The organism is Pseudomonas sp. SWRI18, assembly GCF_014268345.1.
GTDB classification, from domain to species: Bacteria; Pseudomonadota; Gammaproteobacteria; order Pseudomonadales; family Pseudomonadaceae; genus Aquipseudomonas; species Aquipseudomonas cedrina.
The window spans coordinates 1-22,942 of the sequence record NZ_JACCQQ010000041.1 but is presented as its reverse complement, the minus strand read 5'-3'; the positions used below and the strand labels follow the sequence as shown (position 1 = coordinate 22,942).

The window sequence follows — 22,942 nt, the reverse complement described above, 5'->3', positions numbered from 1 at the left end:
GCGCTGGGCTGCGAAGCGGCCCCAATAAAGACACCGCCGAGTTCCAGATGGAACCGAGCCGTCTAGTTTGGGGCCGCTTCGCAGCCCAGCGCGGGGCAAGCCCGCTCACTACAAAGATGTGTAGATACCTATGGCTGCGATGGCAACACCTGGGTCTCAAGCGAACATCACACCATTTCTTGGCGAATCCATTCCACAACCGAAGTCCGCTTCGGCACCCAGCCCAGCGATTCGCGCGCATGCTTGCCCCGCACCCGGCTGTTGGAGCCCAGGCCATAGTTGGCCATTTCATAGCCCCACTCGGCCTCGGCATCCGCCAATGGCCAATCCTGCGGTTGACCCAGGTGCAGCGCTTCGGCGATGGCGGTGGTCATGTCGACAAACGCGGCCTCGCCGCTTTCCACGAAGTAGAACGTACCGGGCACATTCCGGGTCAGTGCCAGCAGGTACAGCGCCACCACGTCTTCAATGTGCACGTTGGACCAGATGTTCTGGCCACTGCCCACATGGCGGACCACCCCGCTCTTGCGCGCCTGCTTGAGCAAGCGCGGCAATTGCACACTGTCGCGCTTCACGCCCAGGCTGTGACCGTAGATCAGGGTGTTGCAGATCACGGCCGAATTCACGCCATCGCGGGCGGCGGCCAGGATCAGGTTGTCGATGGCGACGCGAGCGGCCTTGTCGACCGTCGGTTCCGGCAGGTTGTCTTCGTGGTAGATGACGTCACTGGCCCTGCCGCCCGACGCATCGCCGACGATGCTCGAACCGCTGGTGTGCAGGAACGGTTTGTTCGACCCCTTCAGCGCCGCCAGCAGGGTTTCGACGCCAGCACGATGGTCGCTGCTCGCGGCGTTGATCACCGCATCGGCCTTTTGCGCCTGTTCGGTCAGCACAGCGGCGTCATCGAGGCTGCCGATCACTGGCGTGATGCCCAGGGCGGTCATTTCGGCGGATTGGTCGGCGCTGCGCACCAGGCCGGTGACGGTGTGGCCAGCCTTGATCAGGCCGGTGGCGATGGAACCGCCGATAAAACCTGCGGCGCCGGTGACGAATACGTTCATGGAGTGTGCTCCTGACTGGGTAAGTGATGCGTCCAGTATCCAGGGCCCACCCGTGCCGAATAAGCCCCCGGCGGCCAATTCAGTCTTGCGCCCGAATCACGAATCAGCAGGCATAGCGCGCCAGCTTGGCCTGGATAAAATCCAGGAAACACTGGATACGCAGCGCCAATTGCGAGTTACGGTAGAACACCGCGTGGATCGGCTGGCGATAACCACTGTTGAAGGTTTCCAGCACCGGCACCAGACGCCCCGCGTCGATGTCGGCGGCGGTCATGAAGTTCGACAGGCAGCAGATGCCCTGCCCTTCCAGCGCCAGTTGGCGCAGGGTTTCACCGCTGGACGCAGCGATGCCGGGCTGGATCAGCCAACGGTCGCCTTCCACATGACGCAGCGGCCAATGGTTGAGGGTTTCGGTCTGGGTGAACCCGAGCAAGGTGTGGTCCGCCAACTCGGCAACCGTGGTCGGCGTGCCGTGTTGCTCAAGGTAATCGGGGCTGGCAAGAATATGCAGCGGCGTACAGCCGAGGGAGCGCGCATGCAGGGTGGAGTCAGCCAGGGTACCAATGCGAATGGCGATATCGGTGCTTTGCTCGAGCAGGTCGATGATCACGTCATCGCTGTTCAGCTCCAGCTGGATGTCTGGGTAGAGGCGGCGAAACTCGGCGATATACGGCACGATCCCATGCAGCATGAACGGCACCGCGGCATTGATGCGCAGGCGCCCCGCCGGTTTTTTCTGGCGGGACGACAGGCGTTCTTCCAGCTCATCCATTTGCGCCAGGATCGCCTTGGCCTGCTCGAAGAAGTACTTGCCCTCTTCGGTCAGGTCCATGCGCCGCGTGGTGCGGTTGATCAGCGTGGTGTCGAGCTTGGCTTCCAGGCGCGACAAGGTGCGGCTGACCGCAGACGGCGTCTGCCCGACCTGCTCCGCCGCTGCGGAGATCGAACCGCACTCGATCACGCTGACGAAGATCTGTAGCTCATCGGATCGGGCTTTCACGGGCGCTCCTCGTTATCGGTTCAGCGCAGCTTACACCGAGAGATTGAACACCTGCGCCAGATGCTGCTCGTAGCGTGCCACGTCAGCTTCGATCGCCGGGCGCTTCATCACGTCAACGCAGAGGAAGGTTGGCAACGCGGTCATGCCGAGGAACTCGTGGGCCTTGTGGAACGGGAAGTACACCGCGTCCACGCCCTTGGCTTCAAAGAAGTCGTTCGGGTCGTCGAAGGCTTGCTGCGGCGCATTCCAGGTCAGCGACAGCAGGTATTGCTTGCCCTGCACCAAACCGCCGCTGCCGTATTTCTGCGACGCATCGGAACGGGTGCGGCCATCGCTGGCGTACAGGCTGCCATGGCCTTCGGTGAAGACTTCGTCGATGTACTTCTTCACGATCCACGGTGCCCCCATCCACCAGCCGGGCATCTGGTAGATGATCACGTCTGCCCAGAGGAATTTGGCGACCTCTTCGGCGACGTCGTAGCCTTCGTCGATGTGGGTGACCTTGACGTCGATTCCACCACGGTCTAGCACAGCCAAGGCGGCGTCATGCAAGGTGCTGTTGTAGCGACCGTCGGAGTGGGCGAACTGTTTGCCGCCGTTGAGCAGGAGTACTTTTTTCATGGGAGGTATCCAGAAGTGAAAATGTCTGGACGCAGACTATCGACATTGCCCCGTCGGAATAAGCGATGGCACGGCAAAATACCTTTGACCGCAAAGCAAGAATGGTCGGCTATTGTTAACCGCTGATCAGCAGGTGGCCGCCCAACAGCGCCATACCGATGAAAAATACCCGCCTGAATAACCCCGCGCTGATGCGCTGGCGCACCACCTGGCCGAGCCACATCCCCAGCAGCGCCGGCACCAGCGCCAGCAGCGACGCGTTGATCTCACCCGTGCCCAGGTTGCCGCGCCAGGCCAACCCGGCGGCGAGTGCCAGGGTGGACACGCTGAACGACAGCCCCAGCGCCTGCACCAGCTGATCGCGGTTCAGCCCCAGCGCTTGCAGATAGGGCACGGCAGGAATCACGAACACACCGGTCGCCGAGGTAATGATGCCCGTGATCACCCCACACACGGGGCCCAGCCAGCGTTCGGTCTCGGGCGTCACCCTGAACGACGGCAGGAACAACCCGCTGAGCGCATAGACCAGCAATGCTGCGCCCAATGCATGAACCACCCAGCCACCGCCGTCCATGCCCAGCCACAGCGTGCCCAGCCCGGTGCCGAGAAAAATCAGCAGCAGCATGGGCCACAGGCGTTTGACCAGCCCGCGCAGATGACCGCCGAACGCCAGTTGCCAGAGGTTGGTGACTGTCGACGGGATGATCAGCAATGCCGCTGCCTGTGCCGGCAGCATAGCCAGGCCGAGCAACCCCATGGCGACTGTCGGCAGGCCCAGGCCGATCACGCCCTTGACGGTACCGGCCAGCAGAAAGGTGACGATTACCAGCAGGGTCAAGGCGGGGCCGATGGTTTGGTAGAAGCCAAGGAAGGTATTCATGGGGCCATTGTGGGGCTTGCGGATGAGGAGTGAAATTCGCCATATACTGAGTCAGACTCTTGTTTTGCATGAGGCTGGAAGGGTCATCGCAGGCAAGCCAGCTCCCACACTCGGATGTGTCCGCCCATCAACATGTGGAGCTGGCTTGCCTGCGAAGAGGCCAGTCCCGCCACCCGAGAACCTCAGCCATGCCCTTTGACCTGATCGACCTGCGCCTCTACCTGCACACCCTCGACAGCGGCAACATCACCGCCGGCGCGGCCCGCAGTCATCTCTCCCTGGCCGCCGCCAGCGCGCGCATCCGCGCCATGGAAGCCGCGCTGGGCATCGAATGCCTCGAGCGCGGCCGCCGCGGCGTCACGCCAACCGCCGCCGGCAAGGCCCTGGCCCGCCATGCCCGGCTGCTGCTGCAACAGGCCGAGCATCTGCAACAGGACTTGGCCGAATACGCCAACGGCGTCAGAGGCCAAGTGCGCTTGCTGTGCAACACCACGGCCTTGAGCGAATACCTGCCGGAATTACTCGCGGATTTTCTGCGTGAGCACCCCAACCTCGATATCGATCTGCAAGAACTGCCGAGCCTGCGGATCACCCAGGCCTTGCGCCAGGGCACGGTCGACCTGGGGATTATTTCCGACGCGGTCGACACCCATGGCTTGCAGACCCTGCCCTTTCGCGATGACCCGCTGGTGCTGATCATGCCGCTGGATCATCCACTTGCCACGCAACACGTGAGCTTTATTGACAGCCTGCAACACGACTACGTGGGTCTGGCTGCCCACAGTGCGTTAGCGGTGTACCTGGAGGAACAAGCGTTGCACGCCGGGTTCCGCCTGCAGACACGCATCCGCGCCGACGGTTTTGATGGGCTGATGCGTATGGTCGCCGGCGGCGCTGGCCTGGGCATCGTGCCCCAGGCCGCACTCGAGCGCTGGCCGGCCGAGCGACGCTTTAAAACCCAGCCGCTCAATGAGGACTGGGCCTGCCGCACGCTGCTGTTGGCTGCGCGCTCGTTCGAACAATTGCCTGCCTACGCCAGCGCCTTGCTCAAAGCACTGGCCCGGCCCTTGCGGAATATCCCGTAATCATCGCCGGCAAAATCTTGAACCTGTGGGGGCTGGCTTTTCTGCACGGCCGATACGCTCAACTGTATTACGAAAAGTTTACGCAGAGTAATATCTGCCCCCTCAGCACTTCAGAGGGCGATGCGGCATGCATCCCCCTCAAGAAAACACGTAAAAGGGTATGTTAATGGCGGATCACATGGTTAACCCGGCAGGCCTCAAGCGCGGCCTGAAGAACCGGCATATTCAGCTGATCGCCTTGGGCGGGGCGATCGGCACGGGGTTGTTCCTCGGTTCGGCCGGGGTACTCAAGTCGGCGGGACCGTCGATGATCCTGGGCTACGCGATCGCCGGTTTTATCGCGTTCCTGATCATGCGCCAGCTTGGCGAAATGATCGTCGAGGAACCGGTGGCCGGTTCCTTCAGCCACTTCGCCCACAAATACTGGGGCGGTTACGCAGGCTTCCTGTCGGGTTGGAACTACTGGGTGCTCTATGTGCTGGTGGGCATGGCCGAACTGACCGCGGTGGGCAAGTACATCCAGTTCTGGTGGCCGGAAATTCCAACCTGGGTCAGCGCACTGGTGTTCTTTGTCGCGGTGAACCTTATTAACACCCTCAACGTGAAGGTCTTCGGTGAAGCCGAGTTCTGGTTCGCCATCATCAAGGTGGCGGCGATCATCGGCATGATCCTGCTCGGTTGTTACCTGCTGTTCAGCGGCACCGGCGGCCCGCAAGCAAGCGTGAGCAACTTGTGGAGCCACGGCGGATTCTTCCCGAATGGCGGCATGGGGCTGTTGATGTCGATGGTGTTCATCATGTTTTCGTTCGGCGGCCTGGAACTGGTGGGCATCACCGCCGCCGAGGCCAGCGAACCGCGCAAAGTGATCCCCAAGGCGATCAACCAAGTGGTGTACCGCATCCTGATTTTCTACGTCGGCGCCCTGGCCGTGCTGCTGTCGCTGTACCCCTGGGATCAGCTGTTGCAAACCCTCGGTGCGTCAGGTGACGCCTACAGCGGCAGCCCGTTTGTGCAGATTTTTTCGCTGATCGGCAACGACACCGCCGCACACATCCTCAACTTCGTGGTGCTGACCGCAGCGCTGTCGGTGTACAACAGCGGCGTGTACTGCAACAGCCGCATGCTGTTCGGCCTGGCCGAGCAAGGTGATGCGCCCAAAGCGCTGATGAAACTGAACAAGCAAGGCGTGCCATTGCGGGCGCTGGCGGTTTCAGCGTTGGTGACAATGTTGTGCGTGGTGGTCAACTACGTGGCGCCGCACAGTGCGCTGGAGTTGCTGTTCGCGCTGGCGGTTGCTTCGCTGATGATCAACTGGGCGCTGATCAGCCTCACCCACATCAAGTTCCGCAAGGCCATGGGCGAACAAGGCGTGACGCCGTCATTCAAGACCTTCTGGTTCCCGTTCAGCAACTACTTGTGCCTGGCGTTCATGGCGGTGATCATCAGCGTAATGCTGGCGATTCCGGGGATTAACATGTCGGTGTACGCGATGCCGGTTTGGGTGGGGTTGATCTACGTTGCGTATCGGTTGCGCAGTAGAAACGCGAAACTTGCTGTAGCGCAGTAACCCCTGTGGGAGCGGGCTTGCTCGCGAATGCGGGGCGCCAGTCGATGAATCTGTTGACTGACACACCGCATTCGCGAGCAAGCCCGCTCCCACATTGACCGCATTGAGCCGAGGGCCCGCATCCCGCTGCGTTTCTGGGCATCCCGGTGTCGAGTTCAGACCACTGGCGCAACGCCCAAGGCCGTAGGGTGGATCGTTCCATTCACTGCCCTGGAGCCATCATGTCCAAGCCCATCACCGTACTGCGCGACACCCACCCACTGCCGGTCCTGGATGCCTGCAAATGGGAGAAACTCGAAGGCGACCCGCATACCGTCAACCTCAACGCCTACACCAGCGAAGACGGCAGCAAGATCATGGGCACCTGGATCTGCACACCGGGCAAATGGTACGTGGACTACGTGAAATGGGAGTACTGCCACTTCCAGGAAGGCTATTGCATCATCACCCCGGAAGGCCTGGAGCCGATTCACCTGCGGGCTGGGGATATCTTTGTGGTGGAACCGGGGATGAAGGGGACATGGGAAGTGGTGGAGACGGTGCGTAAGTATTTTGTGTTTGCCTGAAGCCGTTTTTGTAGTGAGCGGGCTTGCCCCGCGCTGGGGCGCGCAGCGGCCCTAAAACCAGCCGCCGCATCCTTCCTGAAAGAATGCGGCGTCTTTATCGGGGCCGCTGCGCAGCCCAGCGCGGGGCAAGCCCGCTCACTACAGGGCCTTATTCAGGCTTGCGGTAACTGTTGATGATCGCCGAGAAGTCCTTGCCCCCTTCCCCACGCTGACTCATCGACTGATACAACTGCTGGGCCACCGCGCCGAGAATCACCGGCTGTTTTGCCTGACGCGCCGCCTCGGTGGCCAGGCCCAGGTCCTTGAGCATCAGGTCGGCGCCGAATCCGCCGGTGTAGCCGCGCGATGACGGCGCGGTTTCGATCACGCCAGGCCATGGGTTGTAGGTGTCGGAACTCCAGCAGCGCCCGGTGGAGCTGTTGATGATCCCCGCCAGCACCTGGGTGTCGATGCCCAGGGCATCGCCCAGGGCCATGGCTTCGCTGACGCCGATCATGCTGATGCCCAGCAGCAGGTTGTTGCAGATCTTGGCGATTTGCCCGGTGCCTACCTCGCCGCAGTGCACGATGTTGCGGCCCATCTGCGCCAGCACCGGTTGCAGGGTGGCGAACAGTGCCGGGGTGGCGCCGACCATGAAGGTCAGGGTGCCAGCCTGGGCGCCGCCGGTGCCGCCGGAGACGGGTGCGTCGGCCATCACCACACCTTGCTTGGCGGCGGCCGCCGCGACGTCGCGCGCGGTCTGCGGGTCGATGGTGCTGCAATCCACCGCCGGCACGCCTTGGCCGATGCCGGCGAGCACGCCGTCTTCATTCAGCCACACGCTGCGCACATGGGCAGCAGCCGGCAGCATGGTGATCACCAGCTCAGCGCCGCTGGCCGCGTCTCGCGGTGAGTCGCTGATGCTGCCACCCAGCGCGGCGAGTTCCTTGAGCACCGTTTGGTTCAGGTCAAACAGGTTCAGCGCGTGGCCCGCCTTGATCAGGTTGCGGGCCATGGGCGCGCCCATGTTGCCCAGGCCGATAAATGCAATCTTCATGATCGTCTCCAGAATCAGCGCAGGTTGATGGTGGTGTTGACGCCATCGTTGACCGTGTCGTCATCGAACCAGCGGCTGGTGACGGTTTTGGTCTGGGTGTAGAACTGCACCACCTGCTTGCCGTATGGGCCCAGGTCGCCGAGCTTGGAACCGCGGGAACCGGTGAAGCTGAAGAACGGTACCGGCACCGGGATAGGGATGTTGATGCCGACCTGGCCCACGTCGATCTCGCTCTGGAACTTGCGCGCCGCCGCGCCGCTCTGGGTGAACAGGCCGGTGCCGTTGCCGAATGGGTTGGCATTGACCAGGGCGATGGCCTGGTCGAGGGTGTCGACTTCCAGCACCACCAGCACCGGGCCGAAGATTTCTTCGGTGTAGATGCGCATATCGGTGGTCACGCCCGAGAAGAGCGTCGGGCCGACGAAGTTGCCCTGCTCGTAACCCGCAACCTTGATATCGCGGCCGTCCAGTTCCAGCTTGGCGCCTTCTTTCACGCCGCTTTCGATCAGCTCCAGAATGCGTGCCTTGGCACGCTTGGAGATCACCGGCCCCACGTCGGTACCGGCTTCGCTGCCGGCGTTGACCTTGAGTTTCTGCGCCAGCGCCTTGAGGTCCGGCAGCCATTGTTTCGACGCGCCCACCAGCACCACCACCGAGGTGGCCATGCAACGCTGGCCCGCCGCACCGAAACCGGCGCCGACCAGGGCATTGAGGGTGTGTTCACGGTTGGCATCCGGCAGCACCACGGCGTGGTTCTTGGCGCCCATCATCGATTGCACGCGCTTGCCGTGCTTGCCGGCCAGGTCATACACGTGAGTGCCCACGGCGGTCGAGCCGACGAAGGACACGGCCTTGATGTCTTTATGGGTACAGAGCGCATCCACCACGTCCTTGCCTCCGTGCACCACGTTGAGCACGCCGGCCGGCACTCCGGCTTCCAGCGCCAGCTCCACCAGCAGCATGGTGGACAGCGGGTCCTGCTCGGACGGCTTGAGGACGAAGGTGTTACCGCAGGCGATTGCCATTGGGAACATCCACAGCGGAATCATCGCCGGGAAGTTGAACGGGGTAATACCGGCACACACGCCGATGGGCTGGCGCAAGGTGTAGGTGTCGACACCACCGGCGACATTCTCCGCGAACTCGCCCATTTGCAGGGTGCCGATGGAGCATGCATGCTCCACCACTTCCAAACCACGGAAAATATCGCCCTCGGCATCGGCAATGGTCTTGCCCTGCTCGTTGCTGAGCACCACGGCAATGCGCTTGGAATGTTCGCGGATCAAGGCTTGCAGCTTGAGCATGATGCGCATGCGCGCGCCGATTGGCGTCAGCTTCCAGGTCTGGAAGGCGCGATGGGCGGCGTCGATGGCGGCGTTGACTTCATCAGCAGTGGCGAACGGGACTTTGGCCAGCACTTGCTGGGTGGCAGGGTTGACGATGTCCTGCCACTCGGTGGTCTTGGACTCGACCCATTCGCCATTGATCAGCAACTTGACCTGTTGCACGGAAATATCGGCAGATGCGTTCATGTGGTCTCCAATCTTGTAGTTATGCAGAGACAAGGCGCGTGAATCGCCTTGGGAATGAGGCGTTTTTGGAGTATAGATGTGCAAATCTCTAATAAGAACGCACATAAAAGCCGGACCAATATGCAAAAAAACATCACGTCGCTGGGCTCCCTGAACTGGGATGACCTCAAGTTTTTCCTCGAAGTGGCCCGTACGCGCAAGGCCAGCGTCGCCGCCAAGCGCCTGGCGGTGGACTACACCACGGTGTCGCGGCGCATCAGTTCACTGGAAGTGTCGCTCGGTACGCTGCTGTTCGAAAAATCCCGGACCAACGGTTTTGTCCTCACCACCGAAGGCCAACGTTTGCTCGGCTACGCCGAATCCATCGAAAGCACCCTGCACATGGCCTGCGAACAGGTGTCCGGCTCCGGCGTGGCGTTGTCCGGCCATGTGCGCATGGGCTGCACCGAAGGTTTCGGCAGCTTCTTCGTGACGCCGCAGTTGAGTCATTTTGTCGACACCTACCCTGCGATCTCGGTGGACATCCTGCCCCTGCCCCACTTCATCAGCCTGTCCAAGCGCGAAGCCGACATCGTCATCGCCCTGGAACGCCCGGAACATGGACCTTATGTGTGCTGCAAGCTGTGCGACTACAAGCTGCAGTTGTACGCGACCCAGGACTACCTCGACCAACACCCGCCTATCCGCAAACCGGCGGATCTGGCCGAGCATCCATTTATCAGCTATGTGGATGATCTGGCGTTCAGCTCGGAGCTGTTGTACCTGGCGAATGTGGTGCCGGGCGCCAGCGCGAGTTTGCGCAGTACCAGCGTGATTGCGCAGTACGTGGCGGCGCAGCAGGGGCGGTCGATGGCGATATTGCCGTGCTTTCTGGCGGCGCAGGATCCGCGGTTGCTGCCGGTGCTCGGGGATCAGATTGCGATTACGCGCCAGTTCTGGATGTATTGCCGGGAGGACCTGCGCAAGCTGAAGCGGATCACGTTGTTGTGGGATTACATCAGGGAGGTGACGGAGCAGAATCAGGGGTTGTTGATGGGGGAGACGCGGGAGATGCGGTTTGCGGATTAAAGGGCCATCAACGACGATTCTCTTTAAATTGCAGGACGTTTCCTAGACACTCTCCAACCTATTGCGCCTTACTCTCTGGGTCACTAGCCTCCTGACTTCGCTGCAAAACAGCGATCGGGTTTAGCGACTCGGATTAGTTGGGATGTGATGCCACAGTATTGTCAGGTTTTTACCTGGCTTTACCGTTTTATGGCGGCTGTACGCGGGAGACCTTCGGGTCTGCCGGGTTCCCAAATTTACCGGTTCGCTAACCCGTGTACAGCTGCCACCTCTTCATGTTTAGCGACATGTCGTGGTGACTACTCTTAACGCAAATTTGGGAAACATCATGTCAAAAATCGTACCCGATCCACCCCTTTCTTCTCTCACCACCCTCGGCGTCGTCACCTTCGGCGACTACGGCGAAAACGAAAAACCACTGTTCCGCGTCAATGCCGGCATGCCCCTTCACGAAGCGCTGGAACATGCCTCTACCCTGCTGTTCTATTCCAAGAAACTCGCGATGGAAGCCGCCATGGATGTGCGCGGCGAGCAGTACGCGTGGGCTGCGCATTATCTGTGTGAGATGGGTAAGGCAGTGGTGGATGACTTGACGCAGGCGATGACACCGAGCCGTTAAGCGAACACTGATCCAAGTACACCACAAACAAATGTGGGAGCTGGCTTGCCTGCGATGGCGGTGTGTCAGTGGAGATGTTCGCTACTGATACACCGCCATCGCAGGCAAGCCAGCTCCCACAGTTTGAATGCATTGCAGATTGAAGCTGGGTGAGTTCGCCTACTCAGCTATCACCACAATCGACACCCGGCGATTCTCGGTTCGCCCATCGACAGTATCATTTGACGCCACCGGGTAGCGGCTGCCCAAGCCGCGCAACTGGACGTTTTCTTGTTTCATGCCCACACCGGTCAGCACCGTGGCCACGCTTTTGGCGCGGCGCAGGGACAGTTGCTGGTTATAGGCCTCTTTGCCCGAAGCGTCCGTATGGCCGTCGATACGCACTCGTTCGATACCCACGCCCAGCAAGGCCTTGCCGATGCGCTGGACGATCTCGGTGCTGGCTGGGTTGAGGGCTTCTACGTCGCTGCCAAACAGCACTTTGCCGGACAGGCCGAAGGCCCAGCCTTCTTCGGTCAATTCAAAGCCTTGCTGTTTAAGCACCGCCACCTGCGCCGGGGTCAGGCCTTTGGGGGGCGCTGTCTGGCAGCCGCCAAGGGCGAGCAGCGCCAACAGCAAGGTGATGAACATGAAACGCGCAGTCAAAAACAAGGGATCAACTCCTGTGTGGAACGTTGACGGCGCAATGCTCCGATTCCGCCGTTTGCTGACCGCCCGAGGCCAGACGCTTGGCCTGGTACATCGCCGTATCGGCGGCATTGAGCAAGGTGCCGGGGGTGGCGCCATGATCGGGGTAGACCGCGATACCGATACTGAGTGAGGTCAATACCTGAGTGTTGCCGGGCACAGCGATCGGCGAGTCCATGCTGGCGATGATCTTGTCGGCAATGCGCTCGGCATCTTCGACCTTGTGCAACGGCGCCAGCAGGATGGCGAACTCATCACCGCCCAGGCGCGCCACCAGATCATCTTCACGCAACTGCGCACGTACACGCTCGGCGATGGCCACGAGCACGGCGTCGCCGGCGGCATGGCCAAAGCTGTCATTGATCTCTTTGAAACGGTCGCTGTCGAGGTAAAGCACCGCCACTTGTTCCTTGGCTCTGGCGGCGATGCGCAGGGCACGGATCAATCGGCTCTCGAAGAACGCGCGATTGGGCAGGCCGGTGAGGCTGTCGTGGTTGGCTTTGTGGGCCAAGGATTCGTTTTCGCTTTGCAGGTGGTTTTGCCAGGCTTGCATCTCGCCCAGCAAGGCGTTGAAGTCGCTGCCCAGGCTGTCGAGTTCGGCGATGCGCGCTGGCGGCACGCGGCGCTCGAAGTCGCGCTGGCTGCGCGCCGCATGGGCGACGGCGGCGAGGCTTTGCAGCGGCCCGGTAATACCGCGCAACAGGCGTCGAGCAAAGTGCAGGGCGACCCACGCGCTGAGGGCGGTGCAAATGAGGATCCCGGCCAGCCCGCTCAACAGGAAGCGCAGCAGGCTACCGCCGTGACCGGTGAGATGAATGCTGCCGATGGCCTGTCCCTGGTGCAGGATTGGCTGACTGATCGGTTGATCAAGCAGCGCATGGGCGAGCTCCAATTCCACCCGCGAGAGCAGGCCGGTATCCGGGCGTATCCACTGCGCCAACAACTTGCCATTGGCATCGAAGACTTCGGCCTGGGCCACCTCTTCGGTGGAGGCGATCAGGCTCAGGGCTTCGGTGGCTGCTGCACTGTCGTTGAACACCACCGCGGCTTCCACGGTGTAGCTGATGGAGCGCGCGATCAGGTGCAGGTTGTGTTCGGCATAGACGCGCAGCGCGAGCACGCCAAGCAGGGTCAGTGAGATGCTCGCCAGGGTCACCGCCACCAGCGCCAGGATCAAGTGCCCTCGGCCAATGACCGAACGCAGGGTCGGTCTCACCTTGACTGCTGTCATGACGCAGGCGCTCGGCGACGTGACAGCTGCAGCACGCTGGGGTGGATGCGCACGCCGCTGCGGGCGACCGAATCGAGGTTGACCTCGAACGACACTTGCTCATCCCCAACCCGCAGGCAGAACAGACTGCCCACGGTACACTGGTCGCCGCCTTCGCTGATGCTGAGCACCGGGTGACCAGCCAACGAGCTGAACAGTCGGCTACGCTCATCCCCGGTGAGTTTGCCGATGTACACCGCATCACAGACATTGACGATATCGGAATGATCGGCCAGCAAGCGCTGCACCAGCACCGGGCGACCGGTGGCCTGGGTGGTGCCTTTGATCAGGTCGTCGGTGTATTGGGTCGGGCCGACAATGCACAGGCGCAGTTGCGCGGGCTCCACCGGCCAGCGGGCGTAACTGAGGATACCCAGCACCACTTGGGTCACCGCCTGGGCGCGGTGGTCTGCAAGACCCACGGGATCCGGAGCCTGGGCGAAGGCGTGCGGCGCAAGCACACACAGGATCGCCATCGGCAGCATGCGTCTCCAGCTAAAACTGCGCTCTGTCGGCGAGACAGCCAGGTTCATGCAGCGATACTCTCAGGTGCGTTCGGGTGGATGCCGCAACGATAGCACAGCGTCGGACATTTCTGACGGCTGCTCCAACTCCAGCATCAAGCCACTCAAGCGCTTGACCTTGCGCCGCACCGCTTCTTCAAACACACCGCCACGGGGCTCGATCAGGCTGAACCAGCGCTTGGCCCGGGTGATGCCGGTGTAGATCAATTCCTTGGTGAGCACCGGGTTCAGCGCATCCGGCAGGATCAACGCCGTGTGGGTAAATTCCGAGCCCTGGGATTTGTGCACGGTCATGGCGTACACGGTTTCCACATCATTCAGACGGCTGGGCAACACAAAGCGCACACCGCCCTGGCCATCGTTACGTGGGAAGGCCACGCGCAGCACCTGGGGGCCGCCGTCGCTTTCGGGCAGTTTGAGGGCGATACCGATATCGCCGTTCATCAAGCCCAGGCCGTAATCGTTGCGGGTCATCAACACAGGGCGGCCTTCGTACCAATGTTCGTCACCTTCGATCAGCCGCACCTTGCGCAAGGCGGCGGTGATACGCAGGTTCAGGCCTTCCACGCCCCAAGGGCCTTTGCGCACCGCGCACAGCAGTTGGAACGCATCGAAGGCTTGCAGCAGTTGCTGCGCCCAGTGGGTCCAGGCGGGGTCTTCGCGCGGGGTGCCGGGCCCGGGCCGCGCGCTTTGCAAGAGGTTGAGGTAGTAACGATAACCTTGGGCGCCATCGCTGCCCTGCCCGTCCAGCACCAGACGCTCCAGCGCATGGTCGTGCTCGCCCTTGAGGCTGACGCAGAACAGGTCGCTGTGACTGCGGGCGGCCAGCAGCTTGCGCGCTTCTTCAGCGTTTTGCTGGTTGACCCAACGCGCCAGTTGGCCGATGCCGCTGCCCTCGCCGAAACGGCGCGAGTAACGCAGCATCACCACTTGCTGGGCCAAAGGGTGGCTGGCGTCGAGGTCCTCATGCAAGCCGCTGCCACTGAGGTCTTCGCCGCTGACAGCTTGCAGCCATTGGCGGGTTTGCGGGCTGTACCAGCCCGCTTCGGCGTCGCGGCACAAATCGCCGAGCACGGCGCCCGCCTCGACCGACGCGAGTTGGTCCTTGTCGCCCAGCAGCACCAGGCGTGCATGGGGCGGCAAGGCGTCGAGCAGGTTGGCCATCATTTCCAGGTCGATCATCGACGCTTCGTCCACCACCAGCACATCCAGGGGCAGCGGGTTGCCGACGTGATGGCGGAAGTGCCGCGTGCCAGGACGGCTGCCCAGCAGGCGGTGGACGGTGGTGACCTGGGTCGGGATTTTTTCCTTGACGCTGCCCGGCACTTGCAGCGACAGCACTTGCTGGCTGATGGACTCGGTGAGCCGTGCGGCAGCTTTACCGGTGGGCGCCGCCAGACGGATGCGCAACGGATTGCCGGTCTCCACCGCTGGCGCCTGTAACAGCGCGAGCAAACGCACCACAGTGGTGGTCTTGCCGGTGCCGGGGCCGCCCGTGACGATACTGAACGCACCACGAGTGGCCAGGGCGCAGGCGAGCTTTTGCCAGTCGATCACGCCGTCGGGCGGCGGTTGGTCGAACAAACTGTTCAGGCGCTGCGGCAAATCGGCGGCGACCGTTTCCTGGGTGGCGAGACGCAAGCGCAAGGCGGTGTCGATGCGTCGCTCGTAGGACCAGTAGCGGCGCAGGTACAGGCGCTTGCCGGACAGCACCAACGGGCGGCTTTGGGCGGACTCACTGCCATCCACGGCCAGCGCGACCAGGCGACTTGAGGCCAGCGCATGGCACCAATGGGCGCCATCGAGCCCATCCAGCAACTGCGAGGGCAACAGCATGGCCCCGGTTTGCAGGTCACCTTCGGGCGGCAGGGACAGGGCGAAATCCGGCGCCTTGAGGGTTTCGAACACGTCGAGGCAGACATGGCCGTGGCCCAACTGGTGACTGGTCAGCGCCGCCGCCAGTAGCACCAAAGGATCGGACTGTGGATCAAGTTCGTGCAGGAAGCCGACGAAGGCTTTATCCAGGGCGCGCAACCATCCGCGATCGACCCAGCGTTCCAGCAGTTGCACCAGGTCGGCGGCGCGGCTCAGGGGCGCCAGTTCCTCGAGCGGTAACGGCGACAGGCTCATAACAACACTCCTTGTTCCCAGGCAGGCTCAACCTTGGGCGGTATGGGCTTGCCCTGAAACAGCAGGTCCAGACCTTCGATCAATTCCCGTGGCGGCCGGGTGAAATACGCCCCCTGGCTGGCGGACTGGGTGCCGCGCAGGAACAGGTACAGCGCGCCGCCGACATGGCGCTCGTATTCATAGTCGGGCAGTCGCGCCTTGAGTTGGCGGTGCAGGGCCAGCAGGTAAAGCACGTATTGCAGGTCGTACCGATGCTCAAGGATCGACTCTTCCATGGCGCCTCGTGTGTAGGCCGAATCGTCGGGGCCAAGCCAGTTGGATTTGTAATCGGCCACGTAATAGCGGCCGTCATGTTCGAAGGTCAAATCGATAAAGCCTTTGAACATACCGTTGAGCAGTACCGGTTCAGCGGCGACGCGGGACACACCGTTGTGGGTGTATTGGCACACCAGCTTGTCGAGGGCCAGCACGTCGACCTTATGGCTGGCGAACCAGAACTCCATTTCGATCTGGTATTGCTGCAGGCTTTTCAGGGTGACGTGGTCGTTGTCCACAGGCAATGGCGTTTGCAGCAGGTGGCCGAGCCAACCGCTGAGGGTGATGATCCAACCTTCCCAGTTACGACGGTTGCAGCGGGCGCCCACGGCTTTTTCAATAGCGTCGGGGGTGACGTTGAAGCGCTCTTCGCCCGCCCACTCCAGCAAGCCGTGAAGGAAGGTCCCGGGGTTAGGCCCACGTGGGAAACGGTGAATATCACCGCCAGACGCCGCCACTTCACGCGGTGCATCGGGGTCGAGGCGTTCGTCATCGAACAGCTTCTGGGCTTGTGGGCTTTCCGGCGCTTCGGGGCTGGCCGCGCTCATGCTGTCGCCGATACGCAAGGCACTGTAGGAAGCAATCCACCAGTTTTCGGCGGCCTTGCGCTTGGGCAGCAAGGGCGCGCGCAGCGTGGCATCGTTGCGCGGCGGGTGAAAGAGGATGTCTTGCGCCTCGGGCACCTGGGCATAGTCGATGGCGGCGCAACCTTCCTGCAGGTCCAGCAACCAGCGCGCCAGGCCTGCGGACTCTCCCAACGGTGCACCCGCGCCAAGCAAATAGCCCAACGCCGACAGGTGCAGCACCGAACTGCTGCTGTTGCCGCGCTTGAGGTCGGCGATGCCGAGCCAGCACGCATGTTTGGCGCGGGTCAGCGCCACATAGAACAGGCGCAGGTCTTCGGCGAGGCGCTCGTCGTCGGCCTGGGCGATCAATTCAGGCGTAGGGCGCAGGCTGACCTGGGATTTGCCGTGTTCGTCGTGGTAATGAAGGGGCAAGCGACTGCCATCGACCGGCTTGGCTGAGCAGATGAACGGCAGGAAGACCAGGTTGTATTCCAAGCCTTTGGATTTGTGGATAGTCACCACCTTGACCAGTTGCTCGTCGCTTTCAAGGCGCAGGATTTGCTCCTCCCCGGCCTGCCCGGACAGCGCCAAGTGCTCGGCCAGATGACGGATCAGCGCCTGTTCGCCGTCCAGCTCGGAGGCCGCCTGCTGCAGCAGCTCGCTGAGGTGCAGCAGGTTGGTCAGCACCCGTTCGCCGTCGCTGCGCGCGACCAGGGTTTGCGGCAGTTTGAAGTCGTGCAGCAGACGACGCAGCATCGGCAGCACGCCTTGGGTGCGCCAGATCGCGCGGTAGCCACGGAACTGCATGACGCGGCTTTCCCACGCGAGTTCGTCCTGATTCAGACGCTCCAGTTCCGGCAGGGACAGGTTCAGCGTGACGCAGGCCAGGGCGGCGCGCAGCGGGCGTTCGACATCCGGTTCGGCGCACGCCTTGAGCCAGGCCAGCAGGTCGTGCGCTTCCTGGGCCGCAAAGACCGAGTCTTTGTCGGACAGGTAAACACTGCGCACGCCGCGTGCGGCCAATTCGGCGCGCACGGCCTGGGCTTCCTTGCCGTCGCGAACGAGGATGGCGATATCTGATGGAAGCACGCCATTGAAGCTCGCGTCCGGCTGCAGGAAACCGGCAGTGCCTTGTTGTCCGCCATTGAGCAGCTCGACAATGTGCGTGGCACAGGCCGCCGCCAATTGCTGACGATAAACCAGGTTGGAAACAGGCTGATCGGTGGGCAGGTGCCAGAGGTTCAGCGCCGGCAGCGTCTGGCCATTGACCTGCAAGTGTTCCTTGCGGCCTTGGGACAACACCGAGTGAAACGGCACCGGGTTTTTGCCGTCCGGTTGGCGGAACAGGAACGCGCCACGGCCTTGTTCCGCGCGCTGGAACACGTGGTTCACCGCCTCGACCATCGCATGGCTGGAACGGAAGTTGGTGCCCAGCGTGTGGTGGCGGCCGGTAGTGGACTGGCGGGCGCGCAGGTAGGTGTAGATGTCCGCGCCACGGAAGGCATAGATCGCCTGCTTGGGGTCGCCGATCAGGAACAGGCCACTGTCGAGGTGGTTTTCTTCGATGCGGTAGATACTGTCGAAGATGCTGTATTGCACCGGGTCGGTGTCTTGGAACTCATCGATCAAGGCCACCGGGAATTGCTCGCGAATCACACTGGCCAGGCGTTCACCGCCATCGGCTTGCAGCGCGGCATTGAGACGAATGAGCATGTCGTCGAAGCCCATTTCGGCGCGGCGGCGTTTTTCTTCTTCGAAGCGTTTGCCCACCCAGCCGGCGGCGTGTTGCAGCACGGCGGCATCGGGCGTTGGCAGCGCATCAAGGGCCTGCTTGAGGCCGGCCATGGCGTCGATACCAGGATGCCGCGGCGGCTCGCCCTTCCAGGCTTCGGCCATGCCGTCGGGCGTCAGGCGAATGAAGCCGGTGCCGATGTCCAGTTGTTCCAGGGATTCGTCAGCGGCCCAGGCGCTGATCTTTTCGAACCAGGGTTCGAAGTAACGCGCTTGCATCTTGCGACCGTCGACGGTCTTGGCGGCGACCGCTTGCAGGCAGATGTCGCGTAGCTCGGCGGCCCATTGCAGCCAGGGCGCCTTGAGGGTTGTGAGCGCTTCGCGACGCTCTTGCAGGCAAGCCATGATCAGCTCGGCCGGCTCGCGGATTTCATCGGTGGGCCGTTCGCTGCCGAACAGTGCGCGTACGCGCGGCATCAAGGCGGCCGGGCCACCCCAGTTGTTGCGCACCCAGTTAAGCGCGTCGTCGTGCATCGGGTAGCAGAACAGCCGCCAGTAATCGCGCAGCACTTCGCCGAGGAGGTCGCTGTGGTCGGTTTCCAGGGTCTGGGTGAACAGGCTGCCGCTGTCGAAGGCGTGTTCACGCAGCATGCGCTGGCACCAACTGTGGATGGTCGAGACAGCGGCTTCGTCCATCCATTGCGCGGCGATGTCCAGGCGATTGGCGCAGGCCGGCCATTGTTCGGCTGGGTAGGCGTCGCGCAGGTCAGCGATCAGGGCGTCGGGCTGCTCGATTTCTGCGCGAAAGAAGCGTGCGGCTTCAGCCAGGCGGATGCGGATGCGCTCGCGCAGCTCCTTGGTGGCGGCGTCCGTGAACGTCACGACCAGGATTTGCGGCGGCAACAGCTCGCGGCCAAAGCCTGATGGATCGCCACCATGACCGAGCACCAGGCGCAGGTAAAGCGCGGAGATGGTGAACGTCTTGCCCGTGCCGGCGCTGGCTTCGATCAGCTGGCTGCCTTTGAGCGGGAAGGCCAGGGCCAAGGGTTTGCCGATCATGCGCCGGCCTCGCTGGTGAGGGATCGCCAAGGCGCGTTGATCAATGGGCGGTACAGAGTTTCGCACCACCCTTCGAATTCTTCACTCGCGACCAGCGCGGCGTAGTCGGGAAATTGTCGGGTGAGCGCCGGGGTTTCGCGACGTTCGCCGTCGGTGGTCAGGCCATCGCCTTCGTAGGCTTTACAGGCTGCTGCTTGGGCTTTGACTGGATCGGTTTGGCCGAGCCAGGCAAAAGCGGTTTTGACCGCCACAGGTAGCGGCTTACTCATGCCGGTGTGCCAGGCGAGCAGCAGATGGCCGAGGATTTCCTGGGCAACGGTTTTCTCCAGAGGAGGCAGCAACAAGGTGTCATCGCTGGCCACCAGGCCGGTGCTCAGCGGCAGGCCGCAGGCGCAGGCCACCACGTGATTGACCCAAGGGCGAATCAGTCGATGCCACTTGCGGGTCTTGATCGAGCCAATGCTGTTGGGAATGGTGGTGACGCTTAGCAGGTCGCCGTCACTGCGCCGATGCAGACCGCTGATCCAGCCTTCCAACTGAATACCCTGATGCTCAAAACTGACCGGTTCGGCAGCGGTGTGCGGGGTGGGCCAAAGGGCGAGTAATTGTTGATAGCGGTGCAGCAGATCGGGCAATGGCTCAATCAGTTCGTTGCGCAGGCACTCACCGAAACCAACCATCGGCAACAGGCCACTGCCTTGCAGACGCAATGCCTGGGCATTGAGGGCGTGGTCGAGTTGATCAGGCCGGGTGAGTGCAGCGTTCAGCAGGCTGTCACTCAGGTTGTAGCGCTGCAGTGCGTCGAGAACGAAAGGTTCTTCGTCGGCCAGCGGCACTTCGGCGGCTTCGAAGAATACTTTCAGGCGCTGGCTGAAGAAATGTTTGACCGGGTTGCGCAGGAAGTCCTGTAACTGGCCGAGGCTCAGTGGCTCTTCCTGTTCGTGCGGGGGCAGGTCGTGTTCTGTCGGGACGGCGTCGGATGCTTCGTGGAGCAGTTGCCATTCGCGGGCGTAACTGAATAGCGCGTCGCCTTCATGGAAGTAGCGGGCGCTGAACGGCTGCAACGGGTGCTCTTGGGTCATGGCGTCGATAAGGGGTTGGTCGTTATTTGCATGATGCCAGCCACTGGCGAGATGGTCGCGCAGTTGGCCGATCAATACCGAAGCCGGACGGTCGCTGTTGTCGCGGATGCTACGGCCCACCCAGCTGACGTAGAGCTGGTCGCGGCCTGACAGCAGCGCTTCGAGCAGCAGGTAACGGTCGTCTTCACGGCGTGAACGATCGCCGGGGCGGTAGTCGCTGCCCATCAAGTCGAAGTCCAGCGGTGGTTGGGCGCGCGGGTAATCACCGTCGTTCATGCCGAGCAGGCAAACGAGCTTGAACGGGATTGCACGCATGGGCATCAAGGTACAGAAATTGACCGCTCCGGCGAGAAAGCGCTGGGACAGGCGGCCTTGGTCCAGCCCCGCCAACCAGGCTTCACGGACTACGGTGAGGGGTAACTCGTCCTGTAGGCCTACGGACTCGCAGGTTTCCAGCCAGGTTTCGCGCAATTGCTCAAGTTGGCCCAGCAGGTAGTCGTCGTGCTCGTTGCTCGGCAGGAAAAAGAGCTGCATCAGGCGTTGCAGGCGTTCGCCCCACTCCGTTGGCGGTGCGGGTTGCGACAGCGCGTGATGCGCGTCATTGAGTGCATCGAGCAAGGCCACCAACGGACCGATCAGGGCCGCGTCGAGGCCGCCGATTTCGTCGTAGGGTTCGATGCCGTCACAGGCAGCGCCAGTGCCTACGGCGTAGCCAAGCAACATCCGGCGCAGGCCGAAACGCCAGCTGTTCTGCTCCAGTTCCGCTGGCAGGCCCAGGCCGGCGCGCTGCTCGGCGTTGAGACCCCAGCGGATGCCGGCACCTTCGATCCAGCGGTGCAACGTGGGCAGATCACGCTCCTGGATGGCGAAGCGTTCGCGCAAGGCCGGAACGTCGAGCAGGTCGAGGATTTCGCTGACGGGGAAACGGCTGTCGGGGAGTTTCAGCAGGTGCTCGACAGCGATCAGCAGGGGATCGCGGCCGCGTTGGCCTTGGTCGGTAAGGGTGAACGGGATGAAGCGTAAGTCATTGCGCTCAAGCTGACCGAAGACGGCACGGATGTGCGGTGCGTAGCTGTCGACATCGGGGACCATGACGATGATGTCCCGCGGGCGTAGCGTGGGGTCGGCGCTGAAGCGTTGGAGCAGTTGGTCGTGGAGGATTTCCACTTCGCGTTGGGCGCTGTGGGCAATGTGGAAGCGGATGGAGGTGTCACTTTCCAGGTCGACGGCGGGCCATCGCTCACGGGTTTCATTGAGCGGGCGCAGTTCGAGGATATCGTCCTGAAGCTGGTTGAGCAGTGTGGTGGGTTCGCTGTCGCTGAACAGGTCGATACGGCCATCGCGGAAGGCTGCACGGTAGCTATTGGGGTCGTCATAGCTATCCAGCAGGCTGATGTAGTCACGGCCTTGTTTGCCCCAGGCAGCCAGCAACGGGTGCGCGTGCTGGTGCAGGGTTTGCGGGTCTATGGTGACGGGCATGCCGGCTTTACGCGCCTGGCGTTTGTATTCGTTACGCAGCAGGTCTTTGTCGGCAACGATGTCGGACCAATGGTGGCGACACGGGTTGTGCACGCAGAGCAGGACTTGACTGAAGCGTGCAAGACCGGCAAGGGCTTCAAGCGCCTGGGCCGGCAACGAGGAAATACCGAAAACGATGACTCGGGATGGAAGGCTCGCGGGGGCTTCCTCAAGCGTATTGATGCGTTCGATGAAACGTTGGTGAACGCCGGCGCGGCTTTGGGCCATGCCTGTTTCACCGACGTCCAGCAGCAACGCGCGCCACAGTTCGGCTTGCCAGCAGTTGGCGGGGTTGAGCGGTTTGGACTCGCCTCGGCCGTTGCGCAGTTGGTGGCGCCCGGCCGCCCAGTCTTCCAGCCAGTCGGCGCGGTAGACCTGGTATTGGTCGAACAAATCAGCCAGGCGCTCAGCGAGTTGGTAGCGTTTGCGCAGGTCTGTGTCGTGTGTGAGGAAGCGCTGCAAGGGTTCGAAGTGTGGCTGATCGATGAGCTCGGGGAGCAGGCGCATCAGTCGCCAGGTCAGTGGAGCTTTATCGAGCAGGGACTTTGGCGGGATTTCGTCACGACCCAAGACCATGCGGTAGAGCTGCCACATGAAGCTGCCGGGGAGTTGCACGTCGATTGCTGCTGCGATGCCGCAGCCGCCCATGTCGTCATCTTCCGGATCTTCAGCCAACGCCAACTTGAGCCATTGGGCGATACCGTTGCTTTGTACCAGGGCGATTTCGTTTTCCAGAGGCGCCAGTGGATAGCGACGCATCCAGCTGACCACCAGGCTGCGCAGTTCGTCCAGGCGGTTGCCATGAACCACCATGAATCCAGCACTGAGGGACGTCGCATCCGGCATAACGGCTTCCTTGGCAAAAGCAAAATCGAGGGTGCGACTTTAGCACTGTGGGCCGTTATTGGCGGAACTGGGATGTTAGATGTCTTTTCGAGCGCCCAAAACAAAACCCCATCTGCTTTCGCAAATGGGGTTTCGGAATTTAATCTTGACGATGACCTACTCTCACATGGGGAAACCCC

18 protein-coding genes are annotated in these 22,942 nt (G+C 62.1%); 6 read left to right on the top strand and 12 right to left on the bottom strand.

Annotated elements, in window-relative coordinates:
• Window positions 1–167 precede the first annotated feature (167 nt).
• The 4 genes from H0Z09_RS26595 to H0Z09_RS26580 form a co-directional block, all read right to left on the bottom strand.
• The gene (locus H0Z09_RS26595; protein WP_186694777.1) at window positions 168–1,061 is read right to left on the bottom strand and encodes an NAD-dependent epimerase/dehydratase family protein; all 894 of its coding nucleotides are present in this window, start codon (window positions 1,059–1,061) and stop codon (window positions 168–170) included.
• Window positions 1,062–1,164: 103 nt separating this feature from the next.
• Window positions 1,165–2,061: a LysR substrate-binding domain-containing protein gene (locus tag H0Z09_RS26590; protein WP_186694774.1), complete on the bottom strand. Its 897-nt coding sequence runs from the start codon at window positions 2,059–2,061 to the stop codon at window positions 1,165–1,167.
• 30 nt (window positions 2,062–2,091) lie between these two features.
• The gene (locus H0Z09_RS26585) at window positions 2,092–2,682 is read right to left on the bottom strand and encodes an NAD(P)H-dependent oxidoreductase (protein WP_076949963.1); all 591 of its coding nucleotides are present in this window, start codon (window positions 2,680–2,682) and stop codon (window positions 2,092–2,094) included.
• Window positions 2,683–2,797: 115 nt separating this feature from the next.
• Complete coding sequence (locus H0Z09_RS26580) at window positions 2,798–3,562, bottom strand: sulfite exporter TauE/SafE family protein (protein WP_186694772.1); 765 nt, start codon at window positions 3,560–3,562, stop codon at window positions 2,798–2,800.
• Window positions 3,563–3,750: 188 nt separating this feature from the next.
• Between H0Z09_RS26580 and H0Z09_RS26575 the strand changes: the two genes are divergently transcribed.
• From H0Z09_RS26575 to H0Z09_RS26565, 3 genes are all read left to right on the top strand, one after another.
• On the top strand, window positions 3,751–4,647 hold the full coding sequence (locus H0Z09_RS26575; RefSeq protein ID WP_186694770.1) for a LysR substrate-binding domain-containing protein: 897 nt from the start codon (window positions 3,751–3,753) through the stop codon (window positions 4,645–4,647).
• 166 nt (window positions 4,648–4,813) lie between these two features.
• Window positions 4,814–6,214 carry an amino acid permease gene (locus H0Z09_RS26570; RefSeq protein ID WP_186694769.1) on the top strand — a complete coding sequence of 467 codons (1,401 nt, stop codon included), beginning with the start codon at window positions 4,814–4,816 and terminating at the stop codon, window positions 6,212–6,214.
• Between the two features lie 221 nt (window positions 6,215–6,435).
• The gene (locus H0Z09_RS26565; RefSeq protein ID WP_010206533.1) at window positions 6,436–6,780 is read left to right on the top strand and encodes a cupin domain-containing protein; all 345 of its coding nucleotides are present in this window, start codon (window positions 6,436–6,438) and stop codon (window positions 6,778–6,780) included.
• A gap of 148 nt (window positions 6,781–6,928) precedes the next feature.
• On the opposite strand, the gene mmsB is transcribed toward H0Z09_RS26565, so the two are convergent.
• The gene (mmsB, locus tag H0Z09_RS26560; RefSeq protein ID WP_186694768.1) at window positions 6,929–7,816 is read right to left on the bottom strand and encodes a 3-hydroxyisobutyrate dehydrogenase; all 888 of its coding nucleotides are present in this window, start codon (window positions 7,814–7,816) and stop codon (window positions 6,929–6,931) included.
• Window positions 7,817–7,830: 14 nt separating this feature from the next.
• On the bottom strand, window positions 7,831–9,348 hold the full coding sequence (locus H0Z09_RS26555) for a CoA-acylating methylmalonate-semialdehyde dehydrogenase (protein ID WP_186694767.1): 1,518 nt from the start codon (window positions 9,346–9,348) through the stop codon (window positions 7,831–7,833).
• Window positions 9,349–9,468: 120 nt separating this feature from the next.
• Between H0Z09_RS26555 and H0Z09_RS26550 the strand changes: the two genes are divergently transcribed.
• Both H0Z09_RS26550 and H0Z09_RS26545 read left to right on the top strand, forming a co-directional pair.
• Entirely contained in the window at window positions 9,469–10,416 is a 948-nt protein-coding gene (locus H0Z09_RS26550) for a LysR family transcriptional regulator (protein ID WP_186694766.1), read from the top strand.
• Between the two features lie 328 nt (window positions 10,417–10,744).
• Complete coding sequence (locus H0Z09_RS26545; RefSeq protein WP_186694765.1) at window positions 10,745–11,035, top strand: DUF3077 domain-containing protein; 291 nt, start codon at window positions 10,745–10,747, stop codon at window positions 11,033–11,035.
• A 159-nt stretch (window positions 11,036–11,194) separates the two neighbouring features.
• Here H0Z09_RS26545 and H0Z09_RS26540 read toward each other — a convergent pair whose 3' ends face one another.
• From H0Z09_RS26540 to recC, 6 genes are read right to left on the bottom strand one after another with little or no spacing between them, the layout of a single operon-like run.
• Entirely contained in the window at window positions 11,195–11,686 is a 492-nt protein-coding gene (locus H0Z09_RS26540; protein WP_186694763.1) for an OmpA family protein, read from the bottom strand.
• Between the two features lie 4 nt (window positions 11,687–11,690).
• Window positions 11,691–12,953, bottom strand: a complete 1,263-nt coding sequence (locus H0Z09_RS26535) for a diguanylate cyclase (RefSeq protein WP_186694761.1) — start codon at window positions 12,951–12,953, stop codon at window positions 11,691–11,693.
• Window positions 12,950–13,525, bottom strand: a complete 576-nt coding sequence (locus H0Z09_RS26530; protein WP_186694751.1) for a YfiR family protein — start codon at window positions 13,523–13,525, stop codon at window positions 12,950–12,952. Before H0Z09_RS26530 ends, H0Z09_RS26535 begins: the two co-directional genes overlap by 4 nt.
• Before the next feature lie 12 nt (window positions 13,526–13,537).
• A complete protein-coding gene (gene recD, locus H0Z09_RS26525) occupies window positions 13,538–15,646 on the bottom strand; it encodes an exodeoxyribonuclease V subunit alpha (RefSeq protein ID WP_186694742.1) in 2,109 nt (702 codons plus the stop codon).
• Entirely contained in the window at window positions 15,643–19,317 is a 3,675-nt protein-coding gene (recB, locus tag H0Z09_RS26520) for an exodeoxyribonuclease V subunit beta (protein ID WP_186694739.1), read from the bottom strand. Before recB ends, recD begins: the two co-directional genes overlap by 4 nt.
• On the bottom strand, window positions 19,314–22,763 hold the full coding sequence (recC, locus tag H0Z09_RS26515) for an exodeoxyribonuclease V subunit gamma (RefSeq protein ID WP_186694736.1): 3,450 nt from the start codon (window positions 22,761–22,763) through the stop codon (window positions 19,314–19,316). The genes recB and recC overlap by 4 nt, the downstream gene beginning before the upstream one ends.
• Between recC and H0Z09_RS27445 the strand changes: the two genes are divergently transcribed.
• On the top strand, window positions 22,719–22,942 hold a 224-nt coding region (locus tag H0Z09_RS27445), incomplete at its 3' end, for a hypothetical protein (RefSeq protein WP_238340309.1). The genes recC and H0Z09_RS27445 overlap by 45 nt on opposite strands.